20 protein-coding genes are annotated in these 16295 nt (G+C 45.4%); 18 read left to right on the forward strand and 2 right to left on the reverse strand.

Features of this window, described 5'->3' with window-relative positions; translation table 11 throughout:
- Positions 1-3 precede the first annotated feature (3 nt).
- Together MINF_RS02065 and MINF_RS02070 are read left to right on the forward strand one after the other, a co-directional pair.
- A complete protein-coding gene (locus MINF_RS02065) occupies positions 4-570 on the forward strand; it encodes a nitrogen fixation protein NifQ (protein WP_079200405.1) in 567 nt (188 codons plus the stop codon).
- A gap of 18 nt (positions 571-588) precedes the next feature.
- Positions 589-1446, forward strand: coding sequence for a sulfurtransferase (locus tag MINF_RS02070; RefSeq protein ID WP_048810053.1), 858 nt, complete (start codon positions 589-591; stop codon positions 1444-1446).
- 204 nt (positions 1447-1650) lie between these two features.
- Here MINF_RS02070 and nifA read toward each other — a convergent pair whose 3' ends face one another.
- The gene (gene nifA, locus MINF_RS02075) at positions 1651-3240 is read right to left on the reverse strand and encodes a nif-specific transcriptional activator NifA (protein WP_012462804.1); all 1590 of its coding nucleotides are present in this window, start codon (positions 3238-3240) and stop codon (positions 1651-1653) included.
- Between the two features lie 203 nt (positions 3241-3443).
- On the opposite strand from nifA, the gene erpA reads away from it, so the two are divergent.
- The 11 genes from erpA to MINF_RS02130 all read left to right on the forward strand — a co-directional run bounded on the left by erpA (position 3444) and on the right by MINF_RS02130 (position 10966).
- Positions 3444-3851, forward strand: coding sequence for an iron-sulfur cluster insertion protein ErpA (gene erpA, locus MINF_RS02080; protein ID WP_012462806.1), 408 nt, complete (start codon positions 3444-3446; stop codon positions 3849-3851).
- Between the two features lie 14 nt (positions 3852-3865).
- A complete protein-coding gene (locus tag MINF_RS02085; protein WP_012462807.1) occupies positions 3866-4195 on the forward strand; it encodes a HesB/IscA family protein in 330 nt (109 codons plus the stop codon).
- A 200-nt stretch (positions 4196-4395) separates the two neighbouring features.
- Positions 4396-4605: a putative nitrogen fixation protein NifT gene (gene nifT / locus MINF_RS02090; RefSeq protein WP_012462808.1), complete on the forward strand. Its 210-nt coding sequence runs from the start codon at positions 4396-4398 to the stop codon at positions 4603-4605.
- Positions 4606-4631: 26 nt separating this feature from the next.
- On the forward strand, positions 4632-5780 hold the full coding sequence (locus tag MINF_RS02095; RefSeq protein ID WP_048810429.1) for a DegT/DnrJ/EryC1/StrS family aminotransferase: 1149 nt from the start codon (positions 4632-4634) through the stop codon (positions 5778-5780).
- Between the two features lie 21 nt (positions 5781-5801).
- Positions 5802-6035 carry a hypothetical protein gene (locus MINF_RS02100; protein ID WP_012462810.1) on the forward strand — a complete coding sequence of 78 codons (234 nt, stop codon included), beginning with the start codon at positions 5802-5804 and terminating at the stop codon, positions 6033-6035.
- Entirely contained in the window at positions 6016-6873 is an 858-nt protein-coding gene (locus MINF_RS02105; protein WP_012462811.1) for an SIR2 family NAD-dependent protein deacylase, read from the forward strand. The genes MINF_RS02100 and MINF_RS02105 overlap by 20 nt, the downstream gene beginning before the upstream one ends.
- Positions 6874-7031: 158 nt before the next feature.
- The gene (gene nifW / locus MINF_RS02110; protein ID WP_012462812.1) at positions 7032-7397 is read left to right on the forward strand and encodes a nitrogenase-stabilizing/protective protein NifW; all 366 of its coding nucleotides are present in this window, start codon (positions 7032-7034) and stop codon (positions 7395-7397) included.
- A gap of 9 nt (positions 7398-7406) precedes the next feature.
- Complete coding sequence (locus MINF_RS02115) at positions 7407-8234, forward strand: electron transfer flavoprotein subunit beta/FixA family protein (protein WP_012462813.1); 828 nt, start codon at positions 7407-7409, stop codon at positions 8232-8234.
- Positions 8235-8265: 31 nt separating this feature from the next.
- Positions 8266-9390, forward strand: a complete 1125-nt coding sequence (locus MINF_RS02120; protein WP_012462814.1) for an electron transfer flavoprotein subunit alpha/FixB family protein — start codon at positions 8266-8268, stop codon at positions 9388-9390.
- Positions 9387-10685, forward strand: coding sequence for an FAD-dependent oxidoreductase (locus tag MINF_RS02125; RefSeq protein ID WP_012462815.1), 1299 nt, complete (start codon positions 9387-9389; stop codon positions 10683-10685). Before MINF_RS02120 ends, MINF_RS02125 begins: the two co-directional genes overlap by 4 nt.
- Complete coding sequence (locus MINF_RS02130) at positions 10682-10966, forward strand: ferredoxin family protein (protein WP_048810054.1); 285 nt, start codon at positions 10682-10684, stop codon at positions 10964-10966. The genes MINF_RS02125 and MINF_RS02130 overlap by 4 nt, the downstream gene beginning before the upstream one ends.
- Positions 10967-11236: 270 nt before the next feature.
- Here the strand turns inward: MINF_RS02130 and MINF_RS02140 are convergent, their stop codons facing one another.
- Positions 11237-11932 carry a lipid-binding SYLF domain-containing protein gene (locus tag MINF_RS02140; RefSeq protein ID WP_048810430.1) on the reverse strand — a complete coding sequence of 232 codons (696 nt, stop codon included), beginning with the start codon at positions 11930-11932 and terminating at the stop codon, positions 11237-11239.
- Between the two features lie 175 nt (positions 11933-12107).
- Between MINF_RS02140 and MINF_RS02145 the strand changes: the two genes are divergently transcribed.
- From MINF_RS02145 to MINF_RS02165, 5 genes are all read left to right on the forward strand, one after another.
- Positions 12108-13595, forward strand: a complete 1488-nt coding sequence (locus tag MINF_RS02145; RefSeq protein ID WP_012462820.1) for a menaquinone biosynthesis decarboxylase — start codon at positions 12108-12110, stop codon at positions 13593-13595.
- Positions 13592-14620, forward strand: coding sequence for an NAD-dependent epimerase/dehydratase family protein (locus MINF_RS02150; protein ID WP_048810431.1), 1029 nt, complete (start codon positions 13592-13594; stop codon positions 14618-14620). The genes MINF_RS02145 and MINF_RS02150 overlap by 4 nt, the downstream gene beginning before the upstream one ends.
- A gap of 234 nt (positions 14621-14854) precedes the next feature.
- A complete protein-coding gene (locus tag MINF_RS02155; RefSeq protein WP_012462822.1) occupies positions 14855-15220 on the forward strand; it encodes a hypothetical protein in 366 nt (121 codons plus the stop codon).
- The gene (locus MINF_RS02160) at positions 15217-15714 is read left to right on the forward strand and encodes a hypothetical protein (RefSeq protein WP_238523522.1); all 498 of its coding nucleotides are present in this window, start codon (positions 15217-15219) and stop codon (positions 15712-15714) included. The genes MINF_RS02155 and MINF_RS02160 overlap by 4 nt, the downstream gene beginning before the upstream one ends.
- Before the next feature lie 75 nt (positions 15715-15789).
- Positions 15790-16263 (forward strand): DUF6941 family protein, encoded by a 474-nt coding sequence (locus MINF_RS02165; protein WP_187146960.1) that lies wholly within the window; start codon positions 15790-15792, stop codon positions 16261-16263.
- The last annotated feature ends 32 nt before the right edge of the window (positions 16264-16295 follow it).

Below are 16295 nucleotides of genomic sequence, written 5' to 3' on the forward strand. Positions count from 1 at the left end.
GCCATGATGGAATTTTGCTTACAAATAGGAGATGAAAGCCAAGAGAGCTGTGAGCTTTCATTTTCTCTTTTATCCATTCTTAAAAAGAGTTTTACTTACGTCCTCCAGAGGTTTGGAAATAGGGAAAGTGAACCCTTTATCCCTTTTCTTGGCATGTCCAGCGAAGAGGTGGGAAAGCTCGCCTCTTTTTTCGATTTGACCCTGGATTCCCCTCAAAGAGGGAACCTAGGGGCTTATCTGGGATGCTTGGAAGAGCACAAGATGCTGGTAGAGTTTTTCCTTCGTTATCGGAACCGGGACGGGGAGATTTCTTTATGGGTATCCCACCTTTTAGCAACGGCTTCGCTAGGTGAAAACCATCTTTGGCAAGACATGGGTCTTCAAAATAGGGCTGAGCTCGGTTTTCTTTTACGCTCCCTATTTTTTCCTCTCTTTAGTGCCAATAAACAAGACATGCGTTGGAAGAGATTTTTCTATAGGAAATTATGTGAAGAGGAGGGGATCTTTGTATGCAAAGCCCCTAATTGTAAGGATTGTTCGGATAGGCCAATATGCTTTGGCCCGGAATAATAAAAAAGGAGGAAGAAGATGAATGCAGGTTATGCTTTTGCCGAAAAATTAGTCGAAGTGGAATGGCTCGCCGAGAATTTGAATGCCCTTGGTCCAGATATCCGGATCGTGGAAAGTAACGAAGATGTGTTAGTTTATGACACGGGTCATATCCCGGGAGCTGTTCATATCGATTGGCGGAAAGACCTCCAAGACCCCTTAATCCGGGATTACATCTCTACGGAAAAATTCGCCCAGCTTTGTTCTCGAAACGGCATTACTATTGATACTACCTGTATTTTCTATGGGGATAAGTCCAATTGGTGGGCTTGTTATGCCCTGTGGGCATTCGAATTGTTTGGACACACAAAGGCGAAAATTCTCAACGGGGGAAGGGACAAGTGGATCAAATTGGGTCTGCCTATAACCAAGGAAAAACCTACCTATGAAAAAACCTTCTATCCCGTGCCGCCGCAAAGAAAAGATGGGGAAATCCGCGTTTTTTATGACGAGGTGCTTTCTTTTTTGAAAACAAGGGGTCCCCTGATCGACGTGCGCAGTCCCGGAGAATTTTCCGGGGAACTCCTTCACATGCCCGAGTATCCTCAAGAAGGAGTGTTGCGGGGAGGCCATATTCCAGGGGCTAAAAGTGTGCCCTGGAAAACGGCGGTAAATGAAGACGGCACATTTAAGTCTTTTGCCGAACTGCAGGAAATTTATGAAAAACAGGCGGGGCTAGATCCCGAAAAAGAAACGATTGTTTATTGCCGGATAGGCGAGCGTTCAAGTCATACCTGGTTTGTTTTGAAGTATCTGCTTGGTCATAAAAAGGTCAAAAATTATGACGGGTCGTGGACCGAATGGGGAAACAAGGTTGCTGCACCGATTGAGCGCTAAATCCCTATTCTTTTGTTACCCTGAAGGAGTTTATTTTGCTGGGGAGGGTTAAAAGCCTGTTCCCGGGCAGGAGCAGGAGCGGTTCCCTGTTGCGTTTATTTCGCAGGGAATACTTCAAAGACGCCTAAAAAGGAATTGTCCGAGGCTAGGGGCAAAGACAAAAATTCGCTGGGTCCTGAACCCTTTGAAAAACGGTGGTCTCTTTTAGAACTTTTTTATTTCTATGCCATATTTTTTTAAGGCATAACCGAGCTGCCTTGGGGTGATGTTCAGCAGGCGGGCAGCCTTGGCTTGGACCCAGCCGCACTTTTCCATAGCTTGAATAATTTTTTCCTTGGGATCATCGGAGATGAGGGGGCTAAAGAAGGAAGATCTTGGGGTTTCTTCCCTGGATTTGGCTTCTTCAGAAGAGACAACGGGTGTGGAGATTACCTGCAGCTCTTTTTTCCACAGCATGGGAGAAGAGCATTGATTCCTTCGGCAAGCGACATCGATCTCGTCTATCCAGTTGTTCCGGGAATTTGTCGCGGCCCTTTCCAGGCAATTTTCCAGTTCTCTGACATTTCCCGGCCAATGACAATTGATCAACAACTTAAGGGCTTCCGGGGTGATTCTTAATTTTCGGTTCAATTCTTTCCCGATCTTGTTTAAAATATGATCGGCAAGAAGCGGAATATCCTCTTTTCTCTCTCGCAAAGGGGGCAAGGAGATGGATACGACGTTGATCCGGAAGTAAAGGTCGGCACGAAACTCACCCTTCAAGACCGCCTCTTCAAGATTTTTATTCGTAGCCGTAATGACCCTTACATCTACCCGAATAGTTTTATTGCCCCCCACCCTTTCAAACTCCCTTTCTTGCAGAACCCGGAGCAGTTTCACCTGGACAGCGGGAGAGATATCTCCGATTTCATCCAGGAAGAGAGTACCGCCGTGAGCCAATTCAAACCGGCCTTTCCTTTCAAAAAGCGCCCCGGTAAAGGCCCCTTTTTCATGTCCAAAAAGTTCGGATTCAAGAATAGTTTCCGGCAAGGCTGAACAGTTGACTTTTATAAAAGGTCCCTCTTTCCTCGGGCTAAGGTAATGTATGGTACGCGCGATAACTTCTTTTCCCGTGCCGCTTTCTCCGCGGAGCAGAACCGTAGAGCGCGAAGGAGCCACGTGGTAAACAAGATCCATGACCGCTTGCATCTGCTTGCTTTGTCCAATGACCCCACCGTTGTTTTTTAGCTGGATGTCGCCGTTTTTCCGAGGGGGAGGTGGCAGTTCCAGGCTTTGGGGAAAGGGGATCGGTTTGAAATTGTCCATGCTGAGTTTTATTTTTTGTCCGAAAAGATTCGTTGCCAGGCTGAGAGTCAGCGTAGTTTCAGATAACGGCTCAAGGGCGGATTCCCTTTTCTTTTCACAGACGAGAACCCCTATGCATTCTCTTTCGTATCGAATCGGCAAACAAAAAAGGGAAATGGGCTCTTCTGTGCCGTCCTCTTCATGAGAAATATCCGAACTGAAGTAGGGTTCTTTGTGAATGTCGGGAACGACGATGGGAAATCCGTTTTTTAAAACCTGTTCAATAAAAAAATAGTAAAAAGAGAAATGGTTGTCGGCTTGATCGTTGCCACAACCGGCCAGAAGGATAGGATCTTGGCCTTTGCGGATGAAAATTAAAGATTTCTGTAATTTTAAATGAATATTTAAAATTTTTAATGATTCTCGGAATGATTGAAAAAGAAGGGGTTGAGAAGAGGTAAGGATCTTGCTGATTTCATAAATGGCAACAAATTCTCCGTTTTTTTTCATGGGCCTTAAAAAAATAAAAGCACAGGCTGTGCCATTTTAAATGCCATTATTGTTCGATTAAGGATAGCTAACCTATTCATGGAGTTTCGAGAACGCAAAAAAGGAGTCCTTCCCTTTTCTTTTTTATGGATCTGTAAGAAACCCTTAATCTTTGGACCTTTTTTTGGCATGGGAGATGCTCATTAAAAAGAAAAGGAGGATGTATGAACCAAACAGTAAAAGATAGAGAGAAGGAACATCAACTGGGGGATGAAATCAACGGAAACCACGGGGTTGAATTATCCGGATCGGCCGTGCAAAAAATTAGGTCCTTGATTGAAGAAGAAAAGGATACGGAGCTTAAACTGCGCATTTTCATAACTGGAGGGGGCTGTTCGGGTTTCCAGTACAATTTTGCCTTTGATAAACAGATAGAGGAAGGAGATATCCTTTATGAAAAGGGCGGGGTTTGGCTGGTCATTGATCCCCAAAGCCACATGTACCTGAAAGGATCGGTCATAGATTACGAGGAAAATCTTGAAGGAGCTCGTTTCGTCATCCACAACCCCAACGCAGGATCAACCTGTAGCTGTGGTTCTTCATTTTCTGCAAACTGCTCCCAAGGAGTATAAAGGAGGCAACTGCCATGGCTATTACGATAACACCAAGAGCACAAGAGAAACTGGCCAAATCGTTGCTTGGAAAAAAGGAGTTTGTAGGTTTAAGGCTTGCGGTATTACGAGCGGGATGCGCGGGTTTTACCTACCAAATGGATTATGTCCGGGAAGTGGAATCGGGTGATTTTGTCTACGCCTTTGCGGGGGGACAATTGGTTGTAGACAAGGATTCTCTAAAAATGGTTGATGGCTTGGTTCTTGATTACGTTAAGGATCCTTTTAGAGAAAGGTTTGTTTTCAATAATCCTAATGCTACCGGAAGCTGTGGCTGTGGGGAAAGTTTTAGCCTGTCCAGATAGCCAAAAACAAAATTGTCAGTTTTTTGACAATAATGATTGCCCGCTGGAAAGCGGACGAAAAAGGAAGAGAAAGCCCGGGATCGTTTTTAAGCCTCGCTCTAAAAGCCAAGGGGAAGAATTATTGTTTTACCGGCATTGGGCTTGGCATTTCCCTTGCTTAATAAAAAGAATCTAGAGGATGAATCCTTGAGAACAGCCTTATGAAAATCATGGTAAGAAAGAAAGAAGCAGGAGAGATAACGATTTACATCGCCAAAAAAGACCTTGAAGAGCCGATCGTCAGCGCGGACAAAGAAGGGTTATTTGGGGGCGTGGTGACCCTGGCTAATGGAATGAAATTTCTTTTACCGGAAGTTCCTCCTGGAACGAAGTTACCCCTGACTCTAGAAGCAAGAAAGATCGAGGGATGACCCCTGGATTGAATCGCGGCAAAATAATGAATGGAAAGTTGATCAAGTTTTCAGATCCTGATATGACAAGTAGAGAACTAGAAGGGGTCTATCGGGTTCTTGGATCGAGCGATTTCAGTGGCGGGGCTGAAATCGAGGCTTTTGAAAGGGATTTTGCCCGTTACGTGGGTAGGAAATACGGGGTGAGTTTTTCCGGGGCAAAAGTCGCTTTTTATCTTTGTTTGAAGGCCCTTGGATTGGGGAAAGGGGATACAGTGATCCTTTCGGCTTGCTCATGGAGAGAAACAGGACAGGTATTAGCTTGGGCAGAAATTGTCCCTAGGTTTGTGGATATCGACTATTGGTCTATGGCCATAGAGCCCTCGAAGATAGAAAAAGAGATCACCCCCGAGGTAAAAGCCATCATCGGATCGAATCCCAATGGGCATCCTGCCGATTGGCAGCAACTCGAGAAGATCGCCAAGGACCATTCCCTTTTTTTGATAGAGGACTCGACAGAAGCCATTGGTTGTTCTTTTAAAGGGAGGCGGGTAGGTTCTTTTGGAATTTGTTCCCTTTTTGATTTTTCGCAGCCTTCGGCTCTCGTTACAGGCAGGGGGGCGATGATCGTAACGGATTGTGAAGGGCTGGCTTCTTTGCTGAGGATACTCAGGGATCGATCCGCAGAAGAAAGGCAGTCTGTAGTAAAATCGAGGCAGCCTTATTTAGGCTGTTCAATGAGCGGCCTGGAAGCAGCGCTGGGGGTAGCCCAGTTGCAAAGGATAGATGAAATCTTGCAAAAAAGAAAAGCGGTGGAAGAATTTTACTCCCATTTTCTTTGTGGATTCGAAGGCATAAAAGACCCTTATGTTTCCCCGCAGGCAACGGAAGTCCATTGGTTTTCTTATGTCGTTCACCTGGGAACGAGATTTTCAAAGTCCAGTAGGGATGCCATCATAGAAGATTTGAGAAGAGAGAATATCGAGGCTTATCCCTATTGTCATCCGCTGCATATGACGGGATGGGCTATAGAAAGAGGAATGCGCAGGGGCATGTTGCCGATAACCGAGAGGGTTGCCGACAGGACAATCGCCTTACCCTTCCATGGTCAGTTGAGTTTCGAAGAAGTGGAATTTATCGTCAAAAACCTTAAAGAAGCCTCCCTTAACGTTGGAGCGGGAGCGGCTATTTACTGAAATGCCAAGCAAAGGAGGGTTATGCACAGCCGACCTGTTATACTGCATGTGCGGTTTGGTTCGGACGGGCAGGTGATGGAAATTGCCGAAAGACCCAAGCATATGTCTGCCCAGCAGTGGTTTAGCTTTCTTTGGGGAAAAGCGGGGGATAAGTTCCAAGCCTTGTCCGGGGGGAGAGGCATTTTTAGGCTTTCAGGAGAATTTTGGGAAGAAATAAAAAAGGAAACATCGAGCCATGGACAAAACGACGGTTGAAAGTGATCTCGAAGATATTTTAAAATCCCTGGAATCAGGACAGCTTGTCCCCTTTCTTGGACCTGGGGTGTTAGAACTCAGCAAAGAATCCTTTTCCTTTCCTACAAATCCGGAAATGCTTTCCGAGAGGTTGGCTTCTTTGGTTGCCGTTCCCTCGAGAATAAGGAAAAACCTTTGGAGCACCAGCCAATATATCGAAAATTACAGGCATAGAAAAACACTCAAAGCCCTTTTAAGCCAGATATTTGATGAACAAGCAGAACCCAATGACTTGCAGAAGTGGCTTGCCCGAATTCCCAAGCTACCCCTGGTTGTAGATGTGTGGTATGATTGTTCATTGAGCCTTGCTTTGAAAGAAAGGCCGTCATGGGGACAGATCCAGGGAGTGAGCCAAGCCGAATATCCGGGAAGATGGGTTAAAGCCTATGACCGAGAAGGTAAAGAAGTAGAACTGGGAGAGGCGGAGGGCTGGCAAACGGTCCTATATAAACCTTTGGGTTCGGTAAGGCCCCAAAAAAATTTTATCATATCCGATTCGGACTACGTGGAGGTGTTGACCGAAATCGACATTCAAACTCCTATACCTGACCTTGTAAAGAGGTTGAGGCAGGGAAGAAGTTTCCTCTTTATAGGGTGCCGTTTCCAGAGTCAAATTGAGAGAACGTGGGCTAGGCAGATTCTAAAGCGGTCATCCTCTTCCCATTGGGCTGTCATTTCAACTCCTCTTACAAAAAACGAAGAGCGGTTTCTTTCCGAGGCTCATATTAAACAGCTTGATTTATCCCTGGAAGACTTTTCCCGAAAGCTATTGCATTTTTATCCGGCTTTCCCTTTATAGTCCCTTACCGTTGGGAAAAAAGCGACAATGTAAGAAAAACAACAGAAAAGACACACCCCCTTTTGTTCGCCGGGATCAGCCGGAGCAGGGTTAATCCTGATCAGGGATTAAAAAATAAAAAAATTGGCATGTAACTTGCTGGAAACAAAACAAGGACTATGGCTGATTCTTTTTTAAAAAAAATGGAAAAATTGGAGGCCGCCGAAGATTTCTTCAAATTGCTTGAGATCCCCTACGATATAAAAGTTCTTAGGGTTTACAGGCTTCATATCCTCCAAAGGTTCCACGATTACATCTCGGCTGGATCCAGGGATGTGGGCACGCAAACCGAAGAACAGCTCAAGCAGTACTACGGCTCTTTACTGGAGAAGGCTTACCGGGATTTTGTTCATTCTACTGCCCAGGAGGAAAAGGTTTTTAAAGTTTTTAAAGAGCAGCAACCCGCCTCTCCTCGGACAGAAGTTCGATTTGTTTCTTTGGATTCATTGATAGGGGGTTCGAAACTCAAAAGCAAAACCCTTTAAAAAGGAACCATGCATGCTGTCATTCTTGTGAAACAAGTACCGGATTCAAGCCAGATTAGGGTACATCCACAAACAGGAACGATTATGCGCCAGGGAGTCCCGGCTATTTTAAACCCCTACGATGTGTATGCCCTGGAAGAGGCTTTGCAGCTCAAGGATAAGTACGGAGCGTTCTTGACCGCTCTTTCCATGGGGCCGTTACAAGCGGAAAATGCCTTAAGAAAAGCCCTTTCTTATGGAGTGGATGAAGCTTTTCTTTTGTCGGATAGATCCTTTGCCGGATCCGACACCTTGGCTACCTCCTATGCCCTGGCGGCGGCTCTAAGAAAGATCGATTCTTACAGGAAAATAGATATCGTGTTTACGGGCAAACAAACTATAGATGGCGATACGGGACAAGTAGGACCCGGGGTGGCACGACGTCTAGGCTTTCAACTCCTTACCTACGTATTGGAAATCAAGCATATCGATTTTGAGAAAAAGACGATCTTGGTCCATAGGAAGAGCGAGAGAGGCATCCAGATTGTAGCTTCGAAAATTCCTTGCCTTATTACCGTTTTTGAAGGGAAAAAGCCTATCCGTTACGCTTCTCTACCCAACATGATTAGAGCGGCAAGGGCGCCTGTAAAAATATGGAACAGGGTGGATGCGGGTATAGAGGAATTGTCCAAGATCGGTCTTAAGGGATCTCCAACGGTTGTCGGTAAAGTGTTTGCCCCTCAAAATTCCAGGGGACCTGCAGAGAGGCTGGAGGGGAGGAGTCCGGAAGAAATCTGCTCCCTATTGGTTGAGAAAATCTTCGAGAGGTTTCCGGAAGTAGAAAAAAAACTGGGATGAAAATCTCCATTAATAAAGAAAAGAGCATTCTATGGCTGAAAATGTGGATAAAGCAAAAAATGCGAAAAGAAAAAAGCCGGTAATAGATCCAAAACTGGCGGATTACAGGGGAGTTTGGGTGTTTGTAGAACAGGAGGAGGGAGTTGTCCACCCGGTGAGCTGGGAGTTACTCGGAAGGGCTCGAATTTTGGCAACTTCCCTGGGAGTTGAAGTTGCTGCGGTCGTGCTTGGGGCAAACGACGAAACCGTGGACAAAATCACCGGGCAGGCGATGAGCTACGGAGCGGAGAAGGTCTACCAAGTGGTTGATCCGGCCCTTTGCGATTACCGGAGTGATCCCTACACCGATTGCCTGGTGAACCTTGTCAAGAAATACAAACCGGAGATTCTTTTGCTTGGAGCCACTTCCTTGAGTCGGGATCTGGCCAGTAGTGTGGCAACCATCCTCGAGACGGGATTGACCGCTGACTGTACCGAACTCACAATCGATATTGAAAATCGAAGCCTGGAAGCAACGCGTCCTACATTCGGGGGAAGCTTACTTTGCACGATATTGACTCTTAATTACAGGCCTCAAATGGCTACCGCAAGACCCGGGGTGTTGCCTATACCCCTTCCTGGACCCGACAGGAAGGGAATCATAATCCGAGAACCTATGCGGATTGATGAAGAAAAATTAATAACCAAGGTATTAGGCTTTATTCCTGATCCCTGCAATGCTGCGGAAAGACTTTCCACGGCAGAAATCGTCGTGGGCGGAGGAAGAGGGTTAAAACAGCCGGGTCATTTTTCTCTTTTGAGAGAACTTGCCGATCTTCTAGGTGGGGAAGTGGGGGGAACACGACCCGTAGTCCAAGCTGGTTGGCTTGATACAGAAAGACAAATTGGTCAGACGGGAAAAACTATAAGGCCTAAAGTCTATATTGCCGTGGGGATATCGGGTGCAATCCAGCATAGAGTGGGTATCGAAAAAGCGGGAATGATTGTTGCCATTAATAATGATCCTAACGCCCCTATTTTTGATTATGCAGACCTCGGCATAGTTGGAGATTTCCTTGAAATTATTCCTGCTTTGATTCGGGTACTCAAGAAGAAGAGAGCTGCGAAAAACGGCTTATCCAATACAGGAAGAACCATAGGGATCGAGATCAAATGAAAGAAAAATTTGATTGCATTGTCGTCGGTGCCGGTCCTGGAGGGACGGCAGCGGCATATACACTGGCAAAGCATGGTCTTAATGTAATACAATTAGAACGTGGAGAATACCCGGGTTCAAAGAACGTCCAGGGAGCGGTGTTGTATGCCCATTCCCTTGAAAAGTTGATTCCCGGTTTTCGTAAAGATGCTCCTCTTGAGCGTTTTGTGGCTGAACAACGCATTTGGGTTGTCGATGGGGACTCTTACGTGGGAACTACCCATAGGACTCATGCCTTGGATTGGGAAACAGCCGATCGCTATACCATATTGCGTGCTTCGTTTGATAAGTGGTTTTCAAGAAAAGCTCAAGAGGCTGGAGTCTTGTTGATTTGTGAAACAACGGTAACGGATTTGATCAAGGAAAAGAACCGGGTTGTCGGAGTAAAAACGGATAGGGAAGATGGAGACCTCTATGCAGATGTGGTGATTCTAGCTGATGGAGTCAACTCGCTTTTGGCACGAAAAGCGGGATTCAGGAAGGAAATTTTTCCTCATGAAGTGGCCTTGGGAGTGAAAGAAACGATTTTTATGTCCCAGGAAGCATTGGAAGAACGTTTTGGACTTTCAGACAGCCAGGGAATAGCCATCGAAATGGTGGGAACGATTACCCAAGGGATGCTTGGAACCGCTTTTCTTTATACCAACAAAGAGTCCGTTTCCATAGGGGTCGGTTGTCTTTTAGCCGATCTCAAAAAAGAAAAAATTCCCCCTTTTGAGCTCCTGGAGTCCTTGAAAAATCATCCGGCCGTAAAACCCCTCATCCACGGGGGGGAAACCAAAGAGTACTCGGCCCACTTGATCCCGGAGGGAGGATACCATGGCATTCCTCAAATTTATGGGGATGGATGGATGATCGTCGGAGATGCAGCCATGTTTGTCAATTCTATCCACAGGGAAGGATCGAATTTGGCGATGGAAACAGGGAGGCTGGCCGCCGAAACCGTTATAGAGATTAAAAAGAAAGGTGGCCCTTTCAATAAAGAACAGTTAGCCCTTTATAGGAATAAGCTGGAAAACAGCTTCGTTCTTAAAGATCTTAAAAAGTATAGGCAATTTCATTCCGTATTTAGGGCCAATCCCCATTTCCTAACGACCTATCCTCGGCTTCTCAATTCTTCTTTCTTTTCTCTTCTCAAGGTCGATGGCACAGACAAGAAAACCAAGGAAAGGGAGATTTGGAAGAACATCCTGAAAAAAAGGTCCCTTAGGGGTATTTTTCAAGACGCAATTCAGCTATGGAGGGCTACCCGATGATACAGATTGCAGAAAAACTTTATCAAAACCGTTACCGCGTGGATGAAGGCAGACCTCATATCAAGATCAAAGACCAGCATATCTGTTCGTTGTGCCACGACAAAAGTTGCACCGTTCTTTGTCCTGCGGGCTGTTACCAAAGGGGCGAAGGGAATACCGTTTCCCTGGTTACAGACGGCTGCTTGGAATGTGGCACCTGCCAGGTTATTTGCTTGGAGCATAGAAACATACTCTGGGAATACCCTCGAGGAGGATTTGGGATTCTCTACAAGTTTGGTTAAACCCGAAGAGGTCAATGGAAGAAGTCATTTTCTTCTCCCTGATCCTGCTTGCCCTGGCATGACAGGGCTTTGAATCGGCTCGAAAAAGAATTGCAAGCTTACGATTTTCTTCTCCGACGGCGGCGAAGAGGAGGGAAATTCCCTTTGCCCGTTCCCGGCCTAACCTTTTCGAGCCGATCCCTAATCAACAACCCCTGGGCGGATGGCTTCCAAGAAGTGGTGCCGACTGCCTTCGGATAACGCCAAGGGCTTTATATTTTAGGGGAAGATCTATCCTTTCTTGGAGCCGTATGGAGCGTTCAAAGCATGGATAAGTTTTTGAGCTCCCTTGGGGACTGCGACTTTACCGCTGAGAATTTCTTTCGAGCTTACCTCTTTGTGGTAATATCTTTTGTTGGTATCCTTGGATTCAGCTATGTCCAGGCCCGTTAAAGCGAGTCCTCCAAAAAATCCCTTGCTTCTTTTATAAACATAAATATGGGATTTAGGCTTACGCTCGGTTTCTGTCGTTGGCCCGGCCACGCCTTCCATTTCACCTTTAAGCTTCAATTTTCCGCCGCGGGCGAAATTATCTACGGCTTGTTTTGTATTGAGGATAAGGACATAATGGGTGGTTTCTCCTCCCACTTGAAGACCAAAACCCATGCCTGAAACCGAAATGGCCGACGGGGCGGTCCAGCTCTGGCCTTTTCTTGCTACCACCAGTCCATGACCGCTTTCTCCGCTGAAGATGAACCCGGCTTCGGATACCCTTATCACCGCTACCCCTTTAGCTTTATCGAACACGGATTGGGGAATTCCATTCTTGGGATCTTTTTTAAATTCTTTTATGACCTCCGTGGAATGATCGATTGTCCGCTGAAAATCCCATGAAGCCCAAGCCGGGGTACTCAAAAAGAAAAGACTGAGCAACAAAAACAGGCTTACTTTTAAGCTTCCTTTCGTTTCTCCATCGAAAAGTTTCATAATGTTTTCCTCCTCGGTGATTTTTGATTTATATATTAGCAATGAGAACATTTTTTTTTTTAAATATTAAGAACTTTGTGATCAAGGAAAAACTGTCCGCTAAAAAGAAATTCCTGATAAACTTATTTTCTGTTATTGGACAGAAAAGGTCATAAAATCTTTAACCTTTCTTTTTATGCCTATTCATAGTTTTGAACAGTTTGTACAAAAGCTTGAGGAGGAAGAAGAGCTTATCCGCATCAAAGAACCGGTACATACCGAGCTTGAAATTACCGCCCTTGCCGATCGAGAAATGAAGAGTCCGGGAGGGGGTTACGCCCTTTTTTTTGAAAAGCCGATCTTGTTGAAAGGGAAAATTTCTCATTTTCCCCTTCTCATTAATGCCTTTGGATCTTGGAAAAGAATGGAGATCGTCTTAGGGAGGAAAATTGATGAGCTGGTTGAAGAGATCCAAGGCTTGTTAAAAGCTGAAGCTCCCCAGGGATTTTTCGAAGGCTTGAAGGTTATACGAAAGGGTATTGACTTTTTCAAATCCAAACCCCGAATTGTAGGTTCAGCGCCCTGTCAAGAAGAAGTCGTTATTCTTGATCAGGAAAATCCTTCTTTTGGGTTGCTCGATCTGCCCGTTTTAAAGTGTTGGCCTAAGGATGGAGGAGGCTATATTACCCTACCCCAAGTTTTTTCGATTGACCCCTCTACGGCCAAGAGAAATGTCGGGATGTACAGGGTGCAAGTTTTCGATCAAAAGACAGCGGCGATGCATTGGCAGGTCCACAAGGTGGGGGCAAGGCACAGCCAGGAATATGCCAAGGAAAAAATTCTCATGCCGGTGGCCATTTGCCTGGGTGGTGATCCCTTGCTTACTTTTGCCGCTACGGCTCCACTTCCAGATGGGATGGATGAGGTCGTATTTGCAGGCTTTTTAAGAAAGGAAGGCATACCCATGGTCAGGTGTAAAACCGTTGACTTGGAAGTGCCGGCGGAAGCGGATATCGTCATCGAAGGGATCGTGGATCCTCTTGATCTTAGGGCGGAAGGACCTTTCGGCGATCATACCGGTTTTTATACCCCCGTGGATTTTTATCCTGTTTTTCATGCCAAGGCCATTACTTTTCGTCGCAAGGCGGTTTTCCCAGCAACGATTGTAGGCATTCCCCCCATGGAAGACTATTACTTGGGAACGACCAGCCTGAAGCTTTTCATGCCCCTGTTAAAAATGAATTTTCCCGAGATCGTGGACATTGCCCTGCCTCCCGAGGGAGTGTTCCACAACCTTCTTTTTGTTTCGATAAAAAAGCAATATCCTTACCAGGCTTACAAGGTCATGCATGGATTATGGGGAATGGGACAGATGATGTTTACAAAAATGATTGTTGTTGTCGATGAGGATGTCGATGTGCAAAACACCTCTGAGGTGCTTTTTCATCTTTGTGCCAACGTCGATCCGCAAAGAGATTTTTTGTTTACCCGGGCTCCCACCGACAGCTTGGATCATGCCCAATCCTTGCCCAATATCGGATCTCACGTGGGCATTGATGCGACAAAAAAGTTCCCCTCTGAAGGATACAAAAGGCAATGGCCGGAAAAAATTGCCATGCCTAAAGAGATTATTCAAAAAGTTGAAGAAAAATTTCCAAGAACATGGGGGCAAAAAACGCGATGAAGAAGATCTTTATAAGTGGAGCGGCGGGCTTCCTTGGATATTCTACGGCCAGGCGGCTGCTTGAACTAGGTTATAAAGTGGCCGGAATAGATAATCTCAATCCCTATTATTCGGTCGAACTTAAAGAAGCCCGACTCAAGATTCTCCAAGGTTATAGCGAGTTTATTTTTGGGAAAGTCGACCTGCTGGATAAAAAAGCAGTTGAGGCTCTTTTTTTTGACTTTGAACCCGACTGCGTTATTCATTATGCGGCACAGGCCGGGGTAAGGTATAGCCTGGTCGATCCTTATGCCTATGCTCAATCCAATGTCTCTGGAGTTGTTCCCATCCTGGAATGTTGCCGAAAAAAAGGAATAGGCCATTTTCTTTTGGCAAGCTCAAGTTCGGTCTACGGCATGAACCGACTTATTCCCTTTAAAGTTAATCATCCTGCCGATCACCCGCTCAGTATTTATGCCGCGACAAAAAAGGCTGCCGAACTTATAGCCCACAGCTATAGCCATCTTTTCGCCATTCCCGTTAGTTGCCTACGCTTTTTCACGGTCTATGGGCCGTGGGGCCGTCCTGACATGGCTTACTACAAGTTTGCCAGCTCTATTTATCGGGATCGGCCTATAGAAGTTTATGCTGAAGGTAAACTCAAGAGGGATTATACTTACGTGGATGACGTCGTGGAAGCGGTTATTCGACTTATCGATTCTCCTCCCCAACCCAACCGGGGAGAAGGACAATTAGAAGACTGCCTGGATCCTTCGGTCAGCACGGCTCCTTTTCGGATTCATAACGTAGGCAACAAGCAGCCGGAAAATATTCTCAAATTAGTCCATTTAATTGAAAAATACTTGGACAAGAAGGCTCGCATAAAGTTCTTGCCCATGCCTCCGGGAGATGTTGAATGTACTTATGCGGATACGACGACTCTTGAAAAGGAAATCGGTTACAGCCCTCAGACTTCGCTTGAAGAGGGTATAGGCCGTTTTATCAAGTGGTTTTGTAACGAGGGTTACCGTTTTAAGACCGATTAACAGATAAAAAGAATGGGTTTTTCTTTATCCTTTTGCATGGCTTTTGCATTTTTTTAAATGCAGGGGGAATTATAATCGAGGCTTTCTGAAACGCAGGGCAAGAGAAGATAAAATTTTTCTAAAGCATAGTTGTTTGCAATATATGTTTTTCTATGGTAAGAAAAACTAGAAATGATTTTTTAGAGTAAGATTGTTCGCTACATAATCGTTTCAAACCCCTTTATATGGGAAAATATGGATGATTTCGAAGAGATTTGGGAAAAGATAAGAAAAGGGAGTCCTTATCCAGAACCGGATCCTCATTTTATGGATAGGTTCAGGGCTAGGCTTCATTACGAGAAGATTCAAGCCAAGAAAAGAAGGCAAGCCTTCAAGTCCCTGGCCGTCTTCTGTTCGGTTCTTGTTTTCACGGCCAGTCTTTTGGGTATCGGGCAAAGATGCATGCAGTCCTGGATGAGAAATGAAGCAATGAATTTATTAGAGACAATGATCGAAAATGCCGCCAGCGATGGAACCGAGCTTCTTGCCTTGGAAAAACCTATCTCTTCTGTGAGCGAAAGTCTTGAGGAGCTATGGTCGGAAGAATTATCTTCTTTTTGATAGTTTTGTTTACTTCAGGTTTTTTGTCCTTCAGGCTAGGAAATATTGCCCACGGCCAGGTGCACAGGGGCACCGACTCCTTGATGCCTTTATGGGCCCAAGATGCAGAAATGAGGGAAAAGATTTTTGAAGTTCTCTACCTTCCTGATGAAGAGCTGATCAAGGAACTTTTCAAATGGCCCAAGTTTAATCAAATGAATCTCGAGGAAAAAGGATGGTTTCTCCAGCGCATAGCGATCATGCGCAACAAGCAAAAGGAGTTGGCCAGGGCAAAAGCAAGGCAAATGGGATTGTCCTTGAATGAAGACCAACTCAACGCCTTTGAAAGGAAATTTTGGACCAAGAGGTTAGAAATAGAAAAGAGATTTATCCAGGAAACGGAGGCACGAAGAAAAGAATTAGCCAAAGAGTTGGAAGAAGAACTGCAAAAAGAGTTTTCTTCCCCTTCCTTGGATTCTTCGAAGCCGATGCAAGCACGCAGCAAGACCAACTAAGGCCAACCGGGTTCTCTTTAAATATTTTTAAATCTATGGTTGTGTTCAAAGGAAAGAAGCTCTAAGAATTTTTTTGTGGAACAAGAACCCGCTCTTTGCCAGGCCATCCTTTTTTCTGAATTTGTCATCAGAGAGAAGGGAAGCGATAAACTTTCGATAATCAACTCTTTCAATAGGCTTTTTTCCCCTCAGTTTCCTTTCCTGACACCTCCTTTTTTCCTTTCCCTTTTGCTGACCCATTTGCGCGGTAAAATTGCCTCCTTGGATCTGACGGCAAGGGTCGAAGATCCAAGTTCCGGTCATGTCCTGGCCAGTTCTTCGGGAAAGATCGGCTTTCCGGAGGATAGACCCCCATTCGATGAAAGAGAAATCCACGATATTGTTATCCCCATCAGTCCCTTTCTTGTCTTTCAACAGGGCAACTATAGTGTGGTTGTCCTGGTCAACAACGAAAAAGTAGGAGAGAGAATGCTGCCTGTTCTTCCCTTTCCTTCGGGACAGGGGATGCCTCCTTCCGTTAAACCCTTTTTTCCCCCCTCGTCGCCGTAAGGCTCTGGTTAGGTTTAAATCCTCAAGCTTAA

It is taken from the genome of Methylacidiphilum infernorum V4 (assembly GCF_000019665.1).
GTDB classification, from domain to species: domain Bacteria; phylum Verrucomicrobiota; class Verrucomicrobiia; order Methylacidiphilales; family Methylacidiphilaceae; genus Methylacidiphilum; species Methylacidiphilum infernorum.